Here is a 14,311-nt window from a genome sequence, read left to right on the forward strand (position 1 = left end):
GAGGTGGGGCCCGGATTCGGGCGGAGGTGGCCTAGGTCCGTGCTGCCAGATGTAGCGCTACTGGCCGGCACATCGAGGTCAACCTGTCATGAATTTCGTATGGCGAAATTAAGATTTCATCCATTGGAATAACTCTAGATGTGGCCCAGGGCACAGTCAAGGGTTCTGGAATGGTAATTTCACTTGTGAACCAATTGCGTCTAAAACGACCACAGGCCGCCGAGAAGGAGCGGGCTCCTTCTCGGCGGCCTGTGCCGAGGCGTGCCGGACGACCGTCAGCTCTCACCCCGGCGGACCAGGCGGCCCCGCGGTGTCTCGAAGTCCACGGCAGTGCCCCGCAGGTAGGTCCGGCGCACCTTTCCGGACAGCGCCTTTCCCTGGTACGGGGTGATCGGGTTCTTGTGGTGCAGCCTCCCGGCGTCCACGACGAACGCGTCGTCGGGCGCGAAGACCACCAGGTCGGCGTCGTAGCCCAGGGACAGCCTGCCCTTGGCGCGCAGGCCGGCGCGCTGGGCGGGCTTCGTCGACATCCACTCCACGACGCGGCCCAGGGCCACGCCCCGGCGGCGGGCCTCGGTCCAGATCAGGGAGAGGCCCAACTGCAGGGAGGAGACTCCGCCCCAGGCCACGCCGAAGTCGCCGTTGTCGAGGTCCTTCAGGTCCAGGGTCGAGGGGGAGTGGTCGGAGACGACGAAGTCGATCGTCCCGTCGATCAGGCCCTGCCACAGCAGCTCCCGGTTGCCGACCTCCCGCACCGGCGGGCAGCACTTGAAGGCGGTGGCCCCGTTGGGCACCTCCTCGGCGAGCAGGGTGAGGTAGTGCGGGCAGGTCTCGACCGTGATGTCCAGGCCGTCCGCCTTCGCCGTCGCGATCATCGGCAGGGCGTCCGAGGAGGACAGGTGCAGGATGTGTGAGCGGGCGCCGGTCCAGCGGGTGCGCTCGATGACCTCGGCGATCGCCAGGTTCTCCGCCCCGCGCGGGCGGGACCTGAGGAAGTTCTCGTAGACGTCCCCCTCCGGGTGCGGGGCGCGGTCGATGGCGCGGGAGTCCTCGGCGTGCACGATCATCAGCGAGTCGAAGGTCTTGATCTCGGCCAGGTCCTCCTCCATCTCGTCGGCCTCGAGGTGCGGGAACTCGTCCACGCCGGAGTGCAGCAGGAAGCACTTGAAGCCGAAGACGCCGTCGTCGTGCAGCTCGCGCAGGTGGGGCTTGTTGCCGGGGATCGCCCCGCCCCAGAAGCCGACGTCGACGAAGACGTTGTTCTGGGCGAAGAGGCGCTTGTACTCGAGGGCCGGCACGTTCACGGTCGCCGGGACCGAGTTGAGCGGCATGTCCAGGACCGTGGTCACGCCCCCGGCGGCGGCGGCGCGGGTCGCGGAGGCGAAGCCCTCCCACTCGGTGCGGCCGGGCTCGTTGATGTGCACGTGGGTGTCCACCAGGCCGGGCAGCAGGTGCTCGTCCTCGGCCAGCTCCACGGTCTCGCGGCCGACCAGTCCGGCGCCGAGGGGCTCGATGGCCACGATCTTGCCGTTGCGCACGCCGACCTCGCGCGGAGCGAAGTGGTCGCCGCAGGAGACGTTCTTCCCGCGCACCACGAGGTCGAACTCGCGGTGATCACCCGCGAAGGTGCCGTCGTCGTCCGCCCCCAGGTGGGGGGCGTCGGAGGCGTCGGCAGGGAGCCCGTGCTCCCGCTTGTAGTCGGCGATGAGGCGGCGGACGCGCTCGGGGTCGTTGGCGTCCTCGCTCACCTCTCGCTGGTGCGCCTGCTCGGCCTCGAACGCGCTCTGGGCGGCGGCCGGCCTGGTGGCCGCGCGCGCGGAGTCCTCCTGGGCGGTCGCCGCGGGGTCCCCGGTCGTCCGCTGCGGGCGCCCGGCGGCGTCCGCGGTGCCGTCCGCGGTGCCGTCCGCCCGCCCCTCGCGCTCCGCGGACGGTTCCTGCGGGGCCGGATGACGCCCCTGCTTGTCGGTCTGCTTCTCGCCCCGGCCGGGAGTGCCCGGCTGCTGCGGTGTCTTCTTCTCCGTCATCGACGTTCCTTCTCGTCATCGGCGTCCGCACGGGGCGCCGGATCGGTCAGTTGGGTTGGGCCCCGGCGAGCAGGTCGGGGAGATCACGGGCGAGCCGGGCGCCCACCTGCTCGAGCAGCCTGCCGGCCTCGCGCATGCTGACCCGCGGATCGGGCTCGAGCTCGGTCAGGGCGTAGGTCCGCAGGAAGCCCGCGTCCCGGCGGGTCTCCTCGTCGAGGGTGGTGCGGCCGCACACGGCCACCACCGGCACGCCGGCGGCGTGCGCCGCGGCGGCGACCCCCATGGGGGTCTTCCCGCCGAGCGACTGCTCGTCGAGGCTGCCCTCGCCGGTGACCACGAGGTCGGCGCCCGTCACCCGGTCGGCGAGACCCACGAACTCCAGAACCACGTCGATGCCCGGACGGCGCTGGGCCCCGAGCACGGCGAGTGCCGCGAATCCCACGCCTCCGGCGGCTCCGGCACCGGGGGACCCGGCCGCCGCCAGGACGGCCGGGCCGAGGACGTCCGCCAGCCGGTCCCGGAAGAGCGTCAGCGCGGCATCGAGGGATGCGACCAGTCCGGGGTCCGCGCCCTTCTGCGGGCCGAACACGGCCGGGGCTCCGTTGGTCCCCGTGAGGGGGTTGTCCACGTCGGCGGCCAGGACGAACTGCGCGTCCCGCACCCGGGGGTCCAGACCGGTGAGGTCGATCCGGGCCAGCCGGGCGAGCTCGGCGCCCCCGCGGCCCAGCTCGTGACCCTCACTGTCCAGCAGGCGGGCGCCGAGACCCTCGAGCAGCCCCGCGCCGCCGTCGGTGCAGGCGCTGCCGCCCACGCCCAGGACGATCCGGGTGGCTCCGGCGTCGAGTGCGGCCCGGATCAGTTCCCCGGTGCCGCGGCTGGTGGCGCCCCCGGCGTCGAGGACGGGTTCGCCGTCCTCGTCCGCCGGCAGGGCGGCCAGTCCTGAGGCCAGGGCCATCTCCACCACGGCGGTCCGGTCGAGGAGGGCGAACCCTGCCTCGACGGGCTCCCCGACCGGACCGGTCACCGTGGTGGGGCAGGCGGTGAACCCGGCCCCGACGGCGGCGTCGAGGGTGCCCTCGCCGCCGTCGGCCACCGGGACGGCCACGACCGTGGCGGACGGTTCCACGGACCGGATGCCCGCCGAGAGGTGCTCCACCACGTCGGTGGCTTCCAGCGAACCCTTGAACTTGTCCGGGGCGACGACGATGCGCACGGCCGGTCCTCCTGTTCTGTGCGGGTGGGGATCAGTCGAGCAGGGCGATCGCGGTCGGAGCGTCCACGCCGCTGGCGGCGAGCTCCTCGAACTCGACCACGTTGTCGATCTCGGTCCCCATGGAGATGTTGGTGACCTTCTCCAGTATGACCTCCACCACCACGGGGACCCGGTGCTTCTCCAGGAGGGTCCGGGCCTGGCCGAAGGCCTCCTGCAGCTTCTCCGGATCTGTCACGCGCAGGGCCTTGCAGCCCAGGCCCTCGACGACCTTGAGGTGGTCCACGCCGTAGCCCTGGGTCTCGGGGGAGTTGATGTTCTCGAAGGCCAGGGAGACGTTCTGCTCCATCTTGAACCCGCGCTGGGACTGGCGGATGAGGCCCAGGTACGAGTTGTTCACCACCACGTGGAGATAGGGCAGGTTGAACTGCGCCCCGACGGCCAGCTCCTCGATCATGAACTGGAAGTCGTAGTCCCCGGAGAGCGCCACGACAGTGGCCTCGGGCTTGCCCCGGACGACGCCGAGGGCGGCGGGCCCGGTCCATCCCAGCGGCCCGGCCTGGCCGGCGTTGATCCACTGGCGCGGGCCGTGCACGTGCAGGAACTGGCCGCCGGCGATCTGGGAGAGCCCGATCGTGGAGACGTAGGTGACGTCCGTGCCGAAGGCGGTGTTCATCTCCTCGTAGACGCGCTGCGGCTTGACGGGGACCTGCGTGAAGTGAGTCTTGCGGTGCATGGAGCCCTTGCGCTGGGCGCAGTCCTTGACCCACACCGACCAGTCCGGCACGGAGAGCTGCTCCTTGCGCTCCCGGGCGACCTCGATGAGGACGTCCAGGGCCGCGCCGGCGTCGGAGACGATGCCGAGGTCCGGGGAGAACACGCGCCCGATCTGGGTGGGCTCGATGTCGATGTGCACGAACGTGCGGCCCCGGGTGTAGGTGTCCAGACCGCCGGTGTGCCGGTTGGCCCACCGGTTGCCGATGCCGAGCACGAAGTCGGACTCCAGGAACGTCGCGTTGCCGTAGCGGTGCGAGGTCTGCAGCCCCACCATCCCGGCCATCAGCGGGTGGTCGTCCGGGATGGCGCCCCAGCCCATGAGGGTCGGGATCACGGGCACGTCCAGCAGCTCGGCGAGCTCGACCAGCTGCGCCGAGGCATCGGCGTTGATGATGCCTCCTCCGGCCACGATGAGCGGACGCCGCGCTGCGGAGAGCATGTCCAGGACCTTCTCGGCCTGCGCGCGGGTCGCTGCGGGGCGGTGCACGGCCAGGGGCTCGTAGACGTCGATGTCGAACTCGATCTCGGCGAGCTGGACGTCCAGGGGGAGGTCCAGCAGCACCGGTCCGGGCCGGCCCGAGCGCATGAGGTAGAAGGCCTTCTGGAACGCCCCGGGCACCTGGCCCGGCTCCAGCACCGTCATGGCCATCTTGGTGACCGGTGCGGCGATCGAGGAGATGTCCACCGCCTGGAAGTCCTCCTTGTGCAGCTTGGCCACGGGGGCCTGGCCGGTGATGCACAGGATCGGGACGGAGTCCGCCCACGCGGCGTAGAGGCCGGTGATCATGTCGGTGCCGGCGGGACCGGAGGTGCCGACGCAGATCCCGATGTTGCCGGGGGCGGCGCGGGTGTAGCCGTCCGCCATGTGCGAGGCGCCCTCGACGTGCCGGGCGAGGGTGTGCCGGATGCCGCCGTGGGCGCGCATCGCCGAGTAGAACGGGTTGATGGCGGCGCCGGGCAGGCCGAAGGCCTCGGTGGCGCCCTCCTTCTCGAGGATGGCGACGACGGCGTCGACCGTGCGCATTCTGGCCATGATGAACTCCTTGGGAGCGGGACCCGGGATCGGGTCGGGAAGCGGTGGGGTGGGGTGGGGTCGGGCAGGTCAGCGGCCGGAGCGGCCGGAGAGCTCCTCGACGAGCTTGAAGAGACCCGAGTGGTCGAGTCCGCCGTCACCCTTGTTGACGGTGGCGGCCACGAGCTGGGCGACGATCGCGCCGAGCGGCACGGCCACGCCGGCCTCGCGTGCGGCGGAGGTCACGATGCCCATGTCCTTGTGGTGCAGCTGGAGCCGGAAGCCCGGGTCGAAGTTGCGGTCCAGCATCTTCTGGCCCTTCTGGTCCAGGACCTTGGAGCCGGCCAGGCCGCCCCCGAGCACCTTCAGCGCGGCGTCCGTGTCCACGCCGTAGGCCTCGAGGAAGACGATGGCCTCCGCGAGGAGCTGGATGTTGCCGGCCACGATCAGCTGGTTGGCGGCCTTGACGGTCTGCCCGGAGCCGGCGGGGCCCACGTGCACGATGGTCCTGCCGACGGCCTCGAGCACCGGGCGGGCGGCCTCGAAGTCCGCGGCCTCGCCGCCGACCATGATCGAGAGCACGGCGTCGATGGCGCCCTGCTCGCCGCCGGAGACCGGGGCGTCCAGCGGGCGCAGGCCGTGCTGGACGGCCTCCCGGGACAGGCGTGCGGCGACGTCCGGGCGGATGGAGCTCGCGTCGATCCAGACGGTGCCCTGTGCGGCGTTGGCGAAGACGCCGTCCTCGCCGGTCACGACGCCCTCGACGTCCGGGGAGTCCGGGACCATCGTGATGACGACGTCGGCGTTCTCGACAGACTCGGCCACGCTGGACGCGCCCTTGCCGCCGGCCTCGACGAGCTGGTCGATCTTGTCCTGGGAGCGGTTGAAGCCGACGACGTCGTAGCCGGCCTTGACGAGGTTCTTGGCCATGGGCAGGCCCATGATGCCGAGTCCGATGACGGTGACGTTGGTCATGGTGGGAGTCCTCACTGTGGGGGCCCGTGCGGTGCGGGCGACGGGCGGTGGTGGCAGGTGCGGGGGAGGAGGTGGATCAGGCGCCGGGGCGGGCCGCGGACCATGCGGCGGTCCAGGCGAAGGGGTCCTCCTGGGAGGCCTTGTACTCGAGACCCACCCAGCCGGCGTAGCCGAGCTCCTGGGACCGGTCGATCCACTGCTGCAGGGGCAGCTTGCCGGTGCCTGGTTCGTTGCGGCCGGGGGCGTCGGCGATCTGGATGTGGCCGAAGTCCGCGGCGTGCTTCTCGATGACCGCGGCGACGTCGTCGCCGTTGACCGACAGGTGGTAGAAGTCGGCGAGCAGCCTGATGTTCTCCGCCCCGGCCTGCTGGACCTTCGCGATGACGTCGAGGGCGTCCTGGGCGGTCTTCAGCGGGTAGGCCTCGGTGCCGGAGACCGGCTCCAGCAGCACGGTGCCGCCGATGCGCGCCACGCCCTCGGCGGCGGCCACGAGGTTCTGCACGGCCAGTTCGTCCTGGGCCTGCGGGGTGTGCTCGGGCTGACGGTTGCCGTAGAGGGCGTTGAAGGCCTTGCACCCGGTGCGCTCGCCGATGGCAGCGACCACGGCGACGTTCTCCTTGAACTCGCTGCCGCGACCCTTCCAGGACACCAGGCCGCGATCACCGCCGGGCATGTTGCCGGCGTTGAAGTTCAGCCCGGTCAGCTGCACTCCCGCGTCCCCGATCGCGCTCACGAAGGCGTCGACGTCGCGGTCCGCGGGCACGGACTCGGCGAAGGGCCACCAGAACTCGACCGCGTCGAAGCCGGCGGCCTTCGCCGCGGCCGGCCGTTCGAGCAGGGGCAGGTCGGTGAGAAGGATGGAGCAGTTCACGGTGTAGGACATCTGGATCCTCCTGGTTCAGGCGGGCCCCCACTTATTTCGAGATGTGGAAGGCGATTTCTGTCTTATGAAACAGCGTACGGTCCGCTGTGATGCAGGTCAATCCCCGATTGGAAAAACTATTTCGTTATGTGGAAATGCGCAGTCATGGTTCGGTGGCATGGAAGGACCCCGTGCCGCCACGGTGGCAGGGCGGCACGGGGTCCGGTCGGTGGGGACGGGATCGCCGTCGGGTCAGCGCAGCTTCATCTGCCGGTTGACGTCCTTGTAGAGCAGGTAGCGGAACCGGCCCGGGCCGCCCGCGTAGCAGGCCTGGGGGCAGAAGGCCCGCAGCCACATGAAGTCGCCGGCCTCGACCTCGACCCAGTCCTGGTTGAGCCGGTAGACGGCCTTGCCCTCGAGGACGTAGAGGCCGTGCTCCATCACGTGGGTCTCGGCGAAGGGGATCACCGCGCCCGGCTCGAAGGTCACGATCGTCACGTGCATGTCGTACCGGACGTCGTCCGGGTCCACGAAGCGGGTGGTCGCCCACTTGCCGTCGGTTCCCGGCATGGGGGTCGGCTCGACCTTCTGCTCGTTGGTGACGAACGGCTCCGGGACCTCGATGCCCTGGACGTACTCGTAGGCCTTGCGGATCCAGTGCAGGCGGGCGGGTTCGCCGCCGGTGTTGCGCACGGTCCACTCGCACTCCGGCGGGAGGAAGGCGTAGCCGCCGGGAGCGAGCTGGTGCTCCTCGCCGTCGACGGTCAGGACCAGCGTCCCCTCCATGAGGAACAGCACGCCCTCCACGCCGGACTCCGTCTCGGGTCGGTCGCTGCCGCCGCCGGGGGCGACCTCAACGATGTACTGCGAGAAGGTCTCGGCGAAGCCGGACAGGGGGCGGGCGAGCACCCAGACGCGAGTGTCGTCCCAGAACGGGAGCCGGCTGGTCACGATGTCGCGCATGGTCCCGCGCGGGATCACCGCGTAGGCCTCCGTGAACATCGCCCGGTCCGTGAGCAGCTGGGTCTGGTCGGGGTGGCCGCCGTGCGGCGCGTGGTAGGTGGTCTCGCTCATGTGAAGTCGCCTCCGGTGGTCGATGTGGCCGGTGCCGCGGCCTTGGGGTGGGCCAGGGAGAAGAGCTCGTGCTCTCCGATGCCGGCGCTCTCCTCGAGCTCCTCCCCGGAGATCGCTCCGCACAGCACGCCGCGGTGGACGAAGCGGGCCAGGGCGCGGGCCGTGGCGGGCTCGTCCATGATCTCCGACTCGATGCCGTGCACGTAGTTCTTCAGCCGCAGCGCCGCCGCGGCGAAACCCTCGCGGTAGAAGAAGTACGTGGCGAGGTAGCGGGTGGGCAGCTGGTGCGCGTGCAGGTCCCAGCCCTGGTAGTAGCCCCGCTCCAGGGAGCGGCGCACCAGGCGGGAGTGCAGCCGCCAGGCGGCCAGCTTCTGCTGGTCGTTCCCGGTGGGCAGGATGTTCGTGGAGCCGTCGGACAGCCGCACCCCGGTGCCGGCCACGGCGACCTGCATGACGGCCTTGGCGTGGTCGGCGGCCGGGTGCTCCATGGACTGGTACTGGGCGGCGATCTGCAGGGAGTCGGAGTAGTCGTAGGTCCCGTAGTGCAGGGCCTCGACCCGTCCGTCCGTCCGGTGGAGCATCGCCGGGATGGGGCAGGTGCCGTCGGTTCCCAGGATCATGGGGGCGGTCTCCATCTGCACCTCGAACCGCAGCCGCCCGGCCGGCAGCCCGAGGCCGGCCTCCAGCTGCTCGCAGGCCTCGACCATGACCTCGACCTGCTCCAGGGTGCTCACCTTGGGCAGGGTGAGGACGAGGCCGCGGGGCAGGCCGTCCTCGCTGTGCCCGGACGCCCGCAGCCCGCCCTCGCGCACCAGGGTGGTGAGGAACAGGTCGAGGGTGCGCAGGCCGCGGTCCCGGGTGGGGGCCTCGAAGCACTTGAAGCGGATGCCGATGTACGGCGGTGCGGTGCCCTCCCGGACGGCCTGGGCCACGGTGTGTGCCCCACGGACGGACCACTCGTCCTCCTCCTGGTCCCCGCGGTCACCGAAGCCGTCCTCGAAGTCCAGACGGAGATCCTCGATCGGCTCGCTGGCGAGCTTGCGCTCGACCGCCCGGGCCACCTGGTCGACCAGCTCGGGAGCGGCCCCCTCGGGGGCGATGCGCGCCGCGAGGACGCCCACCCCGAGTCCGGCCACGGCCTCGGCGGCGCGCGCCCCCCACTGCTGGGCCGTCTCAGGGGTGAAGGTGTCGGCCGGGAGGTAGACGGTGTGCACGGGTTGGCGGGTTCCCGGATCTCCCGGGTAGGCCCGCTGGAGCAGCTGGTCGGTGCCGGTCAGCAGCTCGGCCGCGCGCTGCTGGAAGGCCCTTCCCAGCGTCCTGGTGCCCAGGTCGCCGGCGCTCACTTCGTGGTCACCCGGTCGCGGGCGGACTTCTCGAGCAGTTCGTAGGCGGGCAGGGTGAGGAAGTCGACGTACTCCTCGTCCAGGACGAGATCGGCGATGAGTCGCGCGGCCGGCTCGAAGTACGCCTCGAACAGCTCCTGGCCGACCTCTGCGCGCAGCACCTCCTGCTGCCTCTGGAGCTCCTCGGCGACGAGCTCGCGGGTCGCGGTGTTGCCGGTGTCCTCGTACACCACGCCGTTGCGGATCTGCTGCCAGATCTGCGAGCGGGAGATCTCGGCGGTCGCGGCGTCCTCCATGAGGTTGTGGATGGCCACGGCCCCGTTGCCGGAGAGCCACACGGCGGTGTAGCGGACGGCCACGTAGAGGTTGGCCGCGAGCTCCTGCTGGGTGCTCACCCGGCCGGCGCTGGGGACGTCGAGCAGCTGCTCGGGGGTCACCTGCACGTCCTCGCGCAGCCGGTCCACCTGGTGGGGCCGCTCGCCGAGGACCTCGTCGAACACCTCGCGGCAGGTGGGCACCAGGTCCGGGTGGGCCACCCAGGACCCGTCGAAGCCGTCGCTGGCCTCACGGGTCTTGTCCGCGCGCACCTTGGCGAACGCGGCCTCGGTGGCCTCCTGGTCCCGGCGGTTCGGGATCACGGCGGCCATGCCGCCCATCGCGAAGGCGCCGCGGCGGTGGCAGGTCTTCACGAGCAGCTCGGTGTAGGCCCGCATCAGTGGGGCGGTCATGGTGATGGTCGAGCGGTCCGCCAGGACGAACCGCTCGCCGGCGTCCCGGAAGTACTTGATGATGCTGAACAGGTAGTCCCAGCGTCCCGCGTTGAGCCCCGAGGCGTGCTCCCGCAGCTCCCAGAGGATCTCCTCCATCTGGAACGCGGCGGGGATCGTCTCGATGAGCACGGTCGCCCGGACGGTGCCGTGCTCGATGTCCAGGTGCTCCTCGGCGAACGTGAACACGTCGTTCCACAGCCGCGCCTCGAGGTGGGACTCCATCTTCGGCAGGTAGTAGTACGGTCCGTGCCCGTTGGCCAGCAGGAGCTTCGCGGTGTGGAAGAAGTGCAGGCCGAAGTCCACGAGTGCGCCGGAGACCGGCTGCCCGTCCACGGTGACGTTGTGCTCGGGCAGGTGCCAGCCGCGGGGTCGGGTGACCACCACGGCGAGCGGGGCGTCCTGGCGCAGCGCGTACTCCTTGCCCTCCGGGGAGGTGAAGGACAGCGTGCCCCGCGCGGCGTCGCACAGGTTGAGGATGCCGTCCACCTGGTTGTGCCAGGTGGGGCTCGAGGCGTCCTCGAGGTCGGCGAGCCACACCTTCGCCCCGGAGTTCAGGGCGTTGATCGCCATCTTGGCGGGAGAGGCGGGCCCGGTCATCTCGACCCGGCGGTCCTGGAGGGCGGGCGGTGCCGGGGCGACCTTCCACTGGCTCTCGCGGATCTCCCGGGTCTCCGGGAGGAAGTCCAGGGTGCCGGTCTCGGCGGCCCGGCGGCGGTTCTGCTCCCGGGCGCCGAGCAGCTCGGTGCGGCGGTCGGCGAAGTTCTGGTGCAGGGCCTCCACGAAGGCGAGGGCCTCGTCGGTGAGGATCTCGCTCGCGCGGTCCAGGCCTGCTGGGGTGGTGAACTCGATGGCCATGGTGGTCTCCGTTCGGTGCTGGGTTGGGTGGGCGTCGCCGCCCGGCAGGGAGCGGCCTCGACGCGCGGTGGTGCGGGGGCGGTTGCCGGGCTACCGCTGGGCGGCCACCAGTGAGTGCTGCTGGGCGTCCTGCTGGGCCACCCGCTGCACCGCCTCGGCCACGGCCGGGGCCACGTGCTGGTCGAAGACGCTGGGGACGATGTAGCTCGCGTTGAGCTCGTCCTCGGCCACGCAGTCGGCGATGGCCCGCGCGGCGGCGACCAGCATGTCGGTGGTGATGTCGGAGGCCCCGGCGTCGAGCAGGCCGCGGAACAGGCCGGGGAAGGCCAGGACGTTGTTGATCTGGTTCGGGAAGTCAGAGCGGCCGGTCGCGACCACCGCGGCGTGCTCCGCGGCGACGCCCGGGTCGACCTCGGGATCGGGATTGGCCATGGCGAAGACGATCGCACGGTCGTTCATGGACGCGATGTCGGCCTCGTCGAGCAGGTTCGGCGCGGAGACGCCGATGAAGACGTCGGCGCCGACCACGGCCTCCTTGAGGGAACCGGAGAACCCGGCCTCGTTCGTGTTCTCGGCGATCCACTGGCGGTGGGCGTCGTCGTAGCTCTCCCCGCGGTGGATGGCACCCTTGCGGGAGCAGGCGACGATGTTCCGCACGCCCTGAGCCTTGAGCAGCTGAATGATCGCGTGCCCGGCCGCGCCCACGCCCGAGACCACGATCTTGACGTCCTCGATCTTCTTGCCGACCACCCGCAGAGCATTGAAGAGGGCGGCCAGGGCCACGATCGCGGTGCCGTGCTGGTCGTCGTGGAAGACAGGGATGTCCAGCTCCTCGCGCAGCCTCGCCTCGATCTCGAAGCAGCGGGGGGCCGCGATGTCCTCCAGGTTGATCCCGCCGTAGACCGGCGCCATGGCCTTCACGATCCGCACGATCTCGTCGGTGTCCTTCGTGTCGAGGCACACGGGCCACGCGTCGACGCCGGCGAAGGCCTTGAACAGGGCCGCCTTGCCCTCCATGACCGGCAGCGCCGCGGCCGGGCCGATGTCGCCCAGGCCGAGCACCGCGGTGCCGTCGGTGACCACGGCCACCGTGTTGCGCTTGATCGTGAGCCGCCGGGCGTCCTCGGGGTTGTCGTGGATGGCCATGCACACCCGGGCCACGCCGGGGGTGTAGGCCCGGGAGAGGTCGTCACGGTTGCGCAGCGAGACGCGGGGTGTGACCTCGATCTTGCCGCCGAGGTGGATGAGGAACGTGCGGTCGCTGATCTTGCGGACTTCCACGCCGTCGAGGGCGTTGAGGGCGTCGCGCACCTCGTCGCGGTGGCTGGCGTCGGAGACGTTGCAGCTGACGTCGACGACGACGTGGCCCGAGTGGGACTCGACGACGTCGAGGGCGGTCACGGCCGCACCGGCGCGCGCGGCGGCGGTGGCGAGCTCGCTGGTGACCGTGAGGCCTGCCGGCGCCTGGACGCGCAGGATCATCGAATAACCGGGACTGGGCGTGGCCATGGTTCCTCCAGAGGCTGTGGTTTGACAGTTTCAGTCGTATCGTGGAATGAAACTTTCGTATTATGGATATTATGGGAGTCAGCTGAGGTTGGCAAGCGTTCTTCGTGACACCTGTCACGGACTTTCCGGCCGAGATTCCGCCCGCCGCACGCAGCGCCCGGGCCGTACCGACGGGAGATGTCAATGACCACCACGACCACACGAGCCGGCTCGGGCGGGGTGCAATCGGTGGAACGCGTGTTCGAGCTCCTCGAGGTGATCACCGCGGCCGGTGGCGAGATGTCGCTCAGCGAGCTCTCCGCCACCGTGAAGCTGCCGCTGCCCACCATCCACCGGCTGCTGCGCACGCTGGTGCCCTCCGGCTACGTCCGCCAGCTCCCCAACCGCAACTACGCGCTGGGTCCCCGCCTGATCCTGCTGGGGGAGGCTGCCGGACGCCAGTTCGGCTCCGCAGCCCGCACCCGGCTGGACGAGCTGGTGGCCGAGCTCGGCGAGTCGGCGAACATGGCCGTGCTCGACGGCCAGGAGGTCGTCTACATCGCCCAGGCCCAGTCCAACCGGTCGATGCGCATGTTCACCGAGGTGGGCCGCCGAGCCGACACCCACGACACCGGGGTGGGGAAGGCGATGCTCGCCACCCTGCCGGACGAGCGGATCCGCGCCATCGTGGGCGCCGCGGGCATGCCCACGCCCACGCCCAAGAGCATCGGGACCCTCGAGGAGCTCTTCGCGGACCTGGACCGGATCCGGGAGCGCGGCTACGCGATCGACGACGAGGAGACCGAGCTCGGGGTGCGCTGCTACGCGATGGCGGTGCCCGGGGCGCCGACGCCCACGGCCATCTCCGTCTCGGGGCCCGTGTCCCGGGTGGACGAGGACTTCGGCCGCCGGGCCGTGCCCGTGCTGCGGCGTGCCGCCGAGGCGATCGCCGCGGAACTGATGCCCGGCCCGGCCTGAGATCTGCTCGTCCCGACGGCGGCGCCTGCCGGCCCCATGGGGCCGGCAGGCGCCGCCGTCGCATGCTCGAGCGGACTCAGGCGTCTCCGCCCGCGTTGCCGGTGGTGCCGGCGGTGACGTCGTCCAGGCGGTAGCGCGCGAAGGCCCGGGCCGGGGCCGCGGCGTCCACCTCCCCACGGTCGGCGAGCATCTGCAGGGCCCGCACCACGATGGAGTGCACGTCGATCCTGAACCAGCGCCGGGCCGCGGCACGGGTGTCCGAGAAGCCGAAGTCGTCGGCGCCCAGGGTGGCGAAGTCGTGGGGCAGGTACTGCCGGATGCGGTCCGGCAGCTCCGAGACGAAGTCCGTCGTGGCGATCACGGGCCCCTCCGCCCCGGCGAGCTGCCGGGCCACGAAGGGCGTCCGGCGCGGTGCTCCCGGATTGCGGAAGGCCTCCTGCTCGGCGGCCAGGCCGTCGCGGCGCAGCTCGTTCCAGGAGGTCACCGACCACACGTCGGCCGAGACGCCCCAGTCCGCGGCGAGCACCTGCTGGGCCTGCAGCGCCCACGGCACCGACACGCCCGAGCCGAGCAGCTGAACCTTGGGGCCGGGGTGCTCGGAGCGGGCGATGAGGTGGATGCCGCGCACGATGCCCTCGACGTCGACGTCCTCCGGCTCGACCGGCTGCTGGTACGGCTCGTTGTAGACCGTGAGGTAGTACATGACGTTCGGGTCCGCCGAGTCCGGGCCGTACATCTGCTCGATGCCGTGCCGGACGATGTGGGCGATCTCGTAGCCGTAGGCCGGGTCGTAGCAGCGCACGGCCGGGTTCGTGCCGGCGAGCACGGGGGAGTGGCCGTCGGCGTGCTGGAGGCCCTCGCCGGTGAGCGTGGTGCGCCCGGCGGTGGCCCCGATGATGAACCCGCGGGTCATCTGGTCGGCGGCGGCCCAGAAGGAGTCGCC

General features: G+C 71.1%; 11 protein-coding genes. 1 reads left to right on the forward strand and 10 read right to left on the reverse strand.

What is annotated here, in order from left to right:
* Positions 1-275: 275 nt before the first annotated feature.
* The 9 genes from allB to ACFYE3_RS17455 all read right to left on the reverse strand — a co-directional run bounded on the left by allB (position 276) and on the right by ACFYE3_RS17455 (position 12,411).
* The gene (gene allB, locus ACFYE3_RS17415; protein WP_387611249.1) at positions 276-1,649 is read right to left on the reverse strand and encodes an allantoinase AllB; all 1,374 of its coding nucleotides are present in this window, start codon (positions 1,647-1,649) and stop codon (positions 276-278) included.
* A 421-nt stretch (positions 1,650-2,070) separates the two neighbouring features.
* Complete coding sequence (locus ACFYE3_RS17420) at positions 2,071-3,237, reverse strand: glycerate kinase (RefSeq protein WP_387611229.1); 1,167 nt, start codon at positions 3,235-3,237, stop codon at positions 2,071-2,073.
* 31 nt (positions 3,238-3,268) lie between these two features.
* Positions 3,269-5,044: a glyoxylate carboligase gene (gene gcl / locus ACFYE3_RS17425; RefSeq protein WP_387611232.1), complete on the reverse strand. Its 1,776-nt coding sequence runs from the start codon at positions 5,042-5,044 to the stop codon at positions 3,269-3,271.
* A gap of 69 nt (positions 5,045-5,113) precedes the next feature.
* On the reverse strand, positions 5,114-5,998 hold the full coding sequence (locus ACFYE3_RS17430) for a 2-hydroxy-3-oxopropionate reductase (RefSeq protein ID WP_387611234.1): 885 nt from the start codon (positions 5,996-5,998) through the stop codon (positions 5,114-5,116).
* A 76-nt stretch (positions 5,999-6,074) separates the two neighbouring features.
* Complete coding sequence (locus tag ACFYE3_RS17435; protein ID WP_387611237.1) at positions 6,075-6,881, reverse strand: hydroxypyruvate isomerase family protein; 807 nt, start codon at positions 6,879-6,881, stop codon at positions 6,075-6,077.
* A 231-nt stretch (positions 6,882-7,112) separates the two neighbouring features.
* Positions 7,113-7,934: a bifunctional allantoicase/(S)-ureidoglycine aminohydrolase gene (locus ACFYE3_RS17440; RefSeq protein ID WP_387611240.1), complete on the reverse strand. Its 822-nt coding sequence runs from the start codon at positions 7,932-7,934 to the stop codon at positions 7,113-7,115.
* Positions 7,931-9,247 (reverse strand): DUF6986 family protein, encoded by a 1,317-nt coding sequence (locus ACFYE3_RS17445; protein WP_387611251.1) that lies wholly within the window; start codon positions 9,245-9,247, stop codon positions 7,931-7,933. Before ACFYE3_RS17445 ends, ACFYE3_RS17440 begins: the two co-directional genes overlap by 4 nt.
* Before the next feature lie 26 nt (positions 9,248-9,273).
* A complete protein-coding gene (aceB, locus tag ACFYE3_RS17450) occupies positions 9,274-10,902 on the reverse strand; it encodes a malate synthase A (protein ID WP_387611243.1) in 1,629 nt (542 codons plus the stop codon).
* 90 nt (positions 10,903-10,992) lie between these two features.
* Positions 10,993-12,411 carry an NAD-dependent malic enzyme gene (locus ACFYE3_RS17455; protein WP_387611246.1) on the reverse strand — a complete coding sequence of 473 codons (1,419 nt, stop codon included), beginning with the start codon at positions 12,409-12,411 and terminating at the stop codon, positions 10,993-10,995.
* A gap of 183 nt (positions 12,412-12,594) precedes the next feature.
* On the opposite strand from ACFYE3_RS17455, the gene ACFYE3_RS17460 reads away from it, so the two are divergent.
* Positions 12,595-13,368 (forward strand): IclR family transcriptional regulator, encoded by a 774-nt coding sequence (locus ACFYE3_RS17460; RefSeq protein ID WP_368833205.1) that lies wholly within the window; start codon positions 12,595-12,597, stop codon positions 13,366-13,368.
* A 76-nt stretch (positions 13,369-13,444) separates the two neighbouring features.
* On the opposite strand, the gene ACFYE3_RS17465 is transcribed toward ACFYE3_RS17460, so the two are convergent.
* The coding region (locus ACFYE3_RS17465) for a transketolase-like TK C-terminal-containing protein (RefSeq protein WP_449274660.1) at positions 13,445-14,311 on the reverse strand (867 nt) is incomplete at its 5' end.

The sequence above is a fragment of the Kocuria arenosa genome (genome assembly GCF_042879215.1).
Taxonomy (GTDB): domain Bacteria; phylum Actinomycetota; class Actinomycetes; order Actinomycetales; family Micrococcaceae; genus Kocuria; species Kocuria arenosa.

What these genes read in the sequence shown, in the direction of transcription:
- ACFYE3_RS17430 (WP_387611234.1), bottom strand. Translation starts at nt 5,998, where the DNA reads ATGACCAACGTCACCGTCATCGGACTCGGCATCATGGGCCTGCCCATG.
- ACFYE3_RS17455 (WP_387611246.1), bottom strand. Translation starts at nt 12,411, where the DNA reads ATGGCCACGCCCAGTCCCGGTTATTCGATGATCCTGCGCGTCCAGGCG.
- ACFYE3_RS17460 (WP_368833205.1), top strand. Translation starts at nt 12,595, where the DNA reads ATGACCACCACGACCACACGAGCCGGCTCGGGCGGGGTGCAATCGGTG.
- aceB (WP_387611243.1), bottom strand. Translation starts at nt 10,902, where the DNA reads ATGGCCATCGAGTTCACCACCCCAGCAGGCCTGGACCGCGCGAGCGAG.
- ACFYE3_RS17440 (WP_387611240.1), bottom strand. Translation starts at nt 7,934, where the DNA reads ATGAGCGAGACCACCTACCACGCGCCGCACGGCGGCCACCCCGACCAG.
- ACFYE3_RS17435 (WP_387611237.1), bottom strand. Translation starts at nt 6,881, where the DNA reads ATGTCCTACACCGTGAACTGCTCCATCCTTCTCACCGACCTGCCCCTG.
- gcl (WP_387611232.1), bottom strand. Translation starts at nt 5,044, where the DNA reads ATGGCCAGAATGCGCACGGTCGACGCCGTCGTCGCCATCCTCGAGAAG.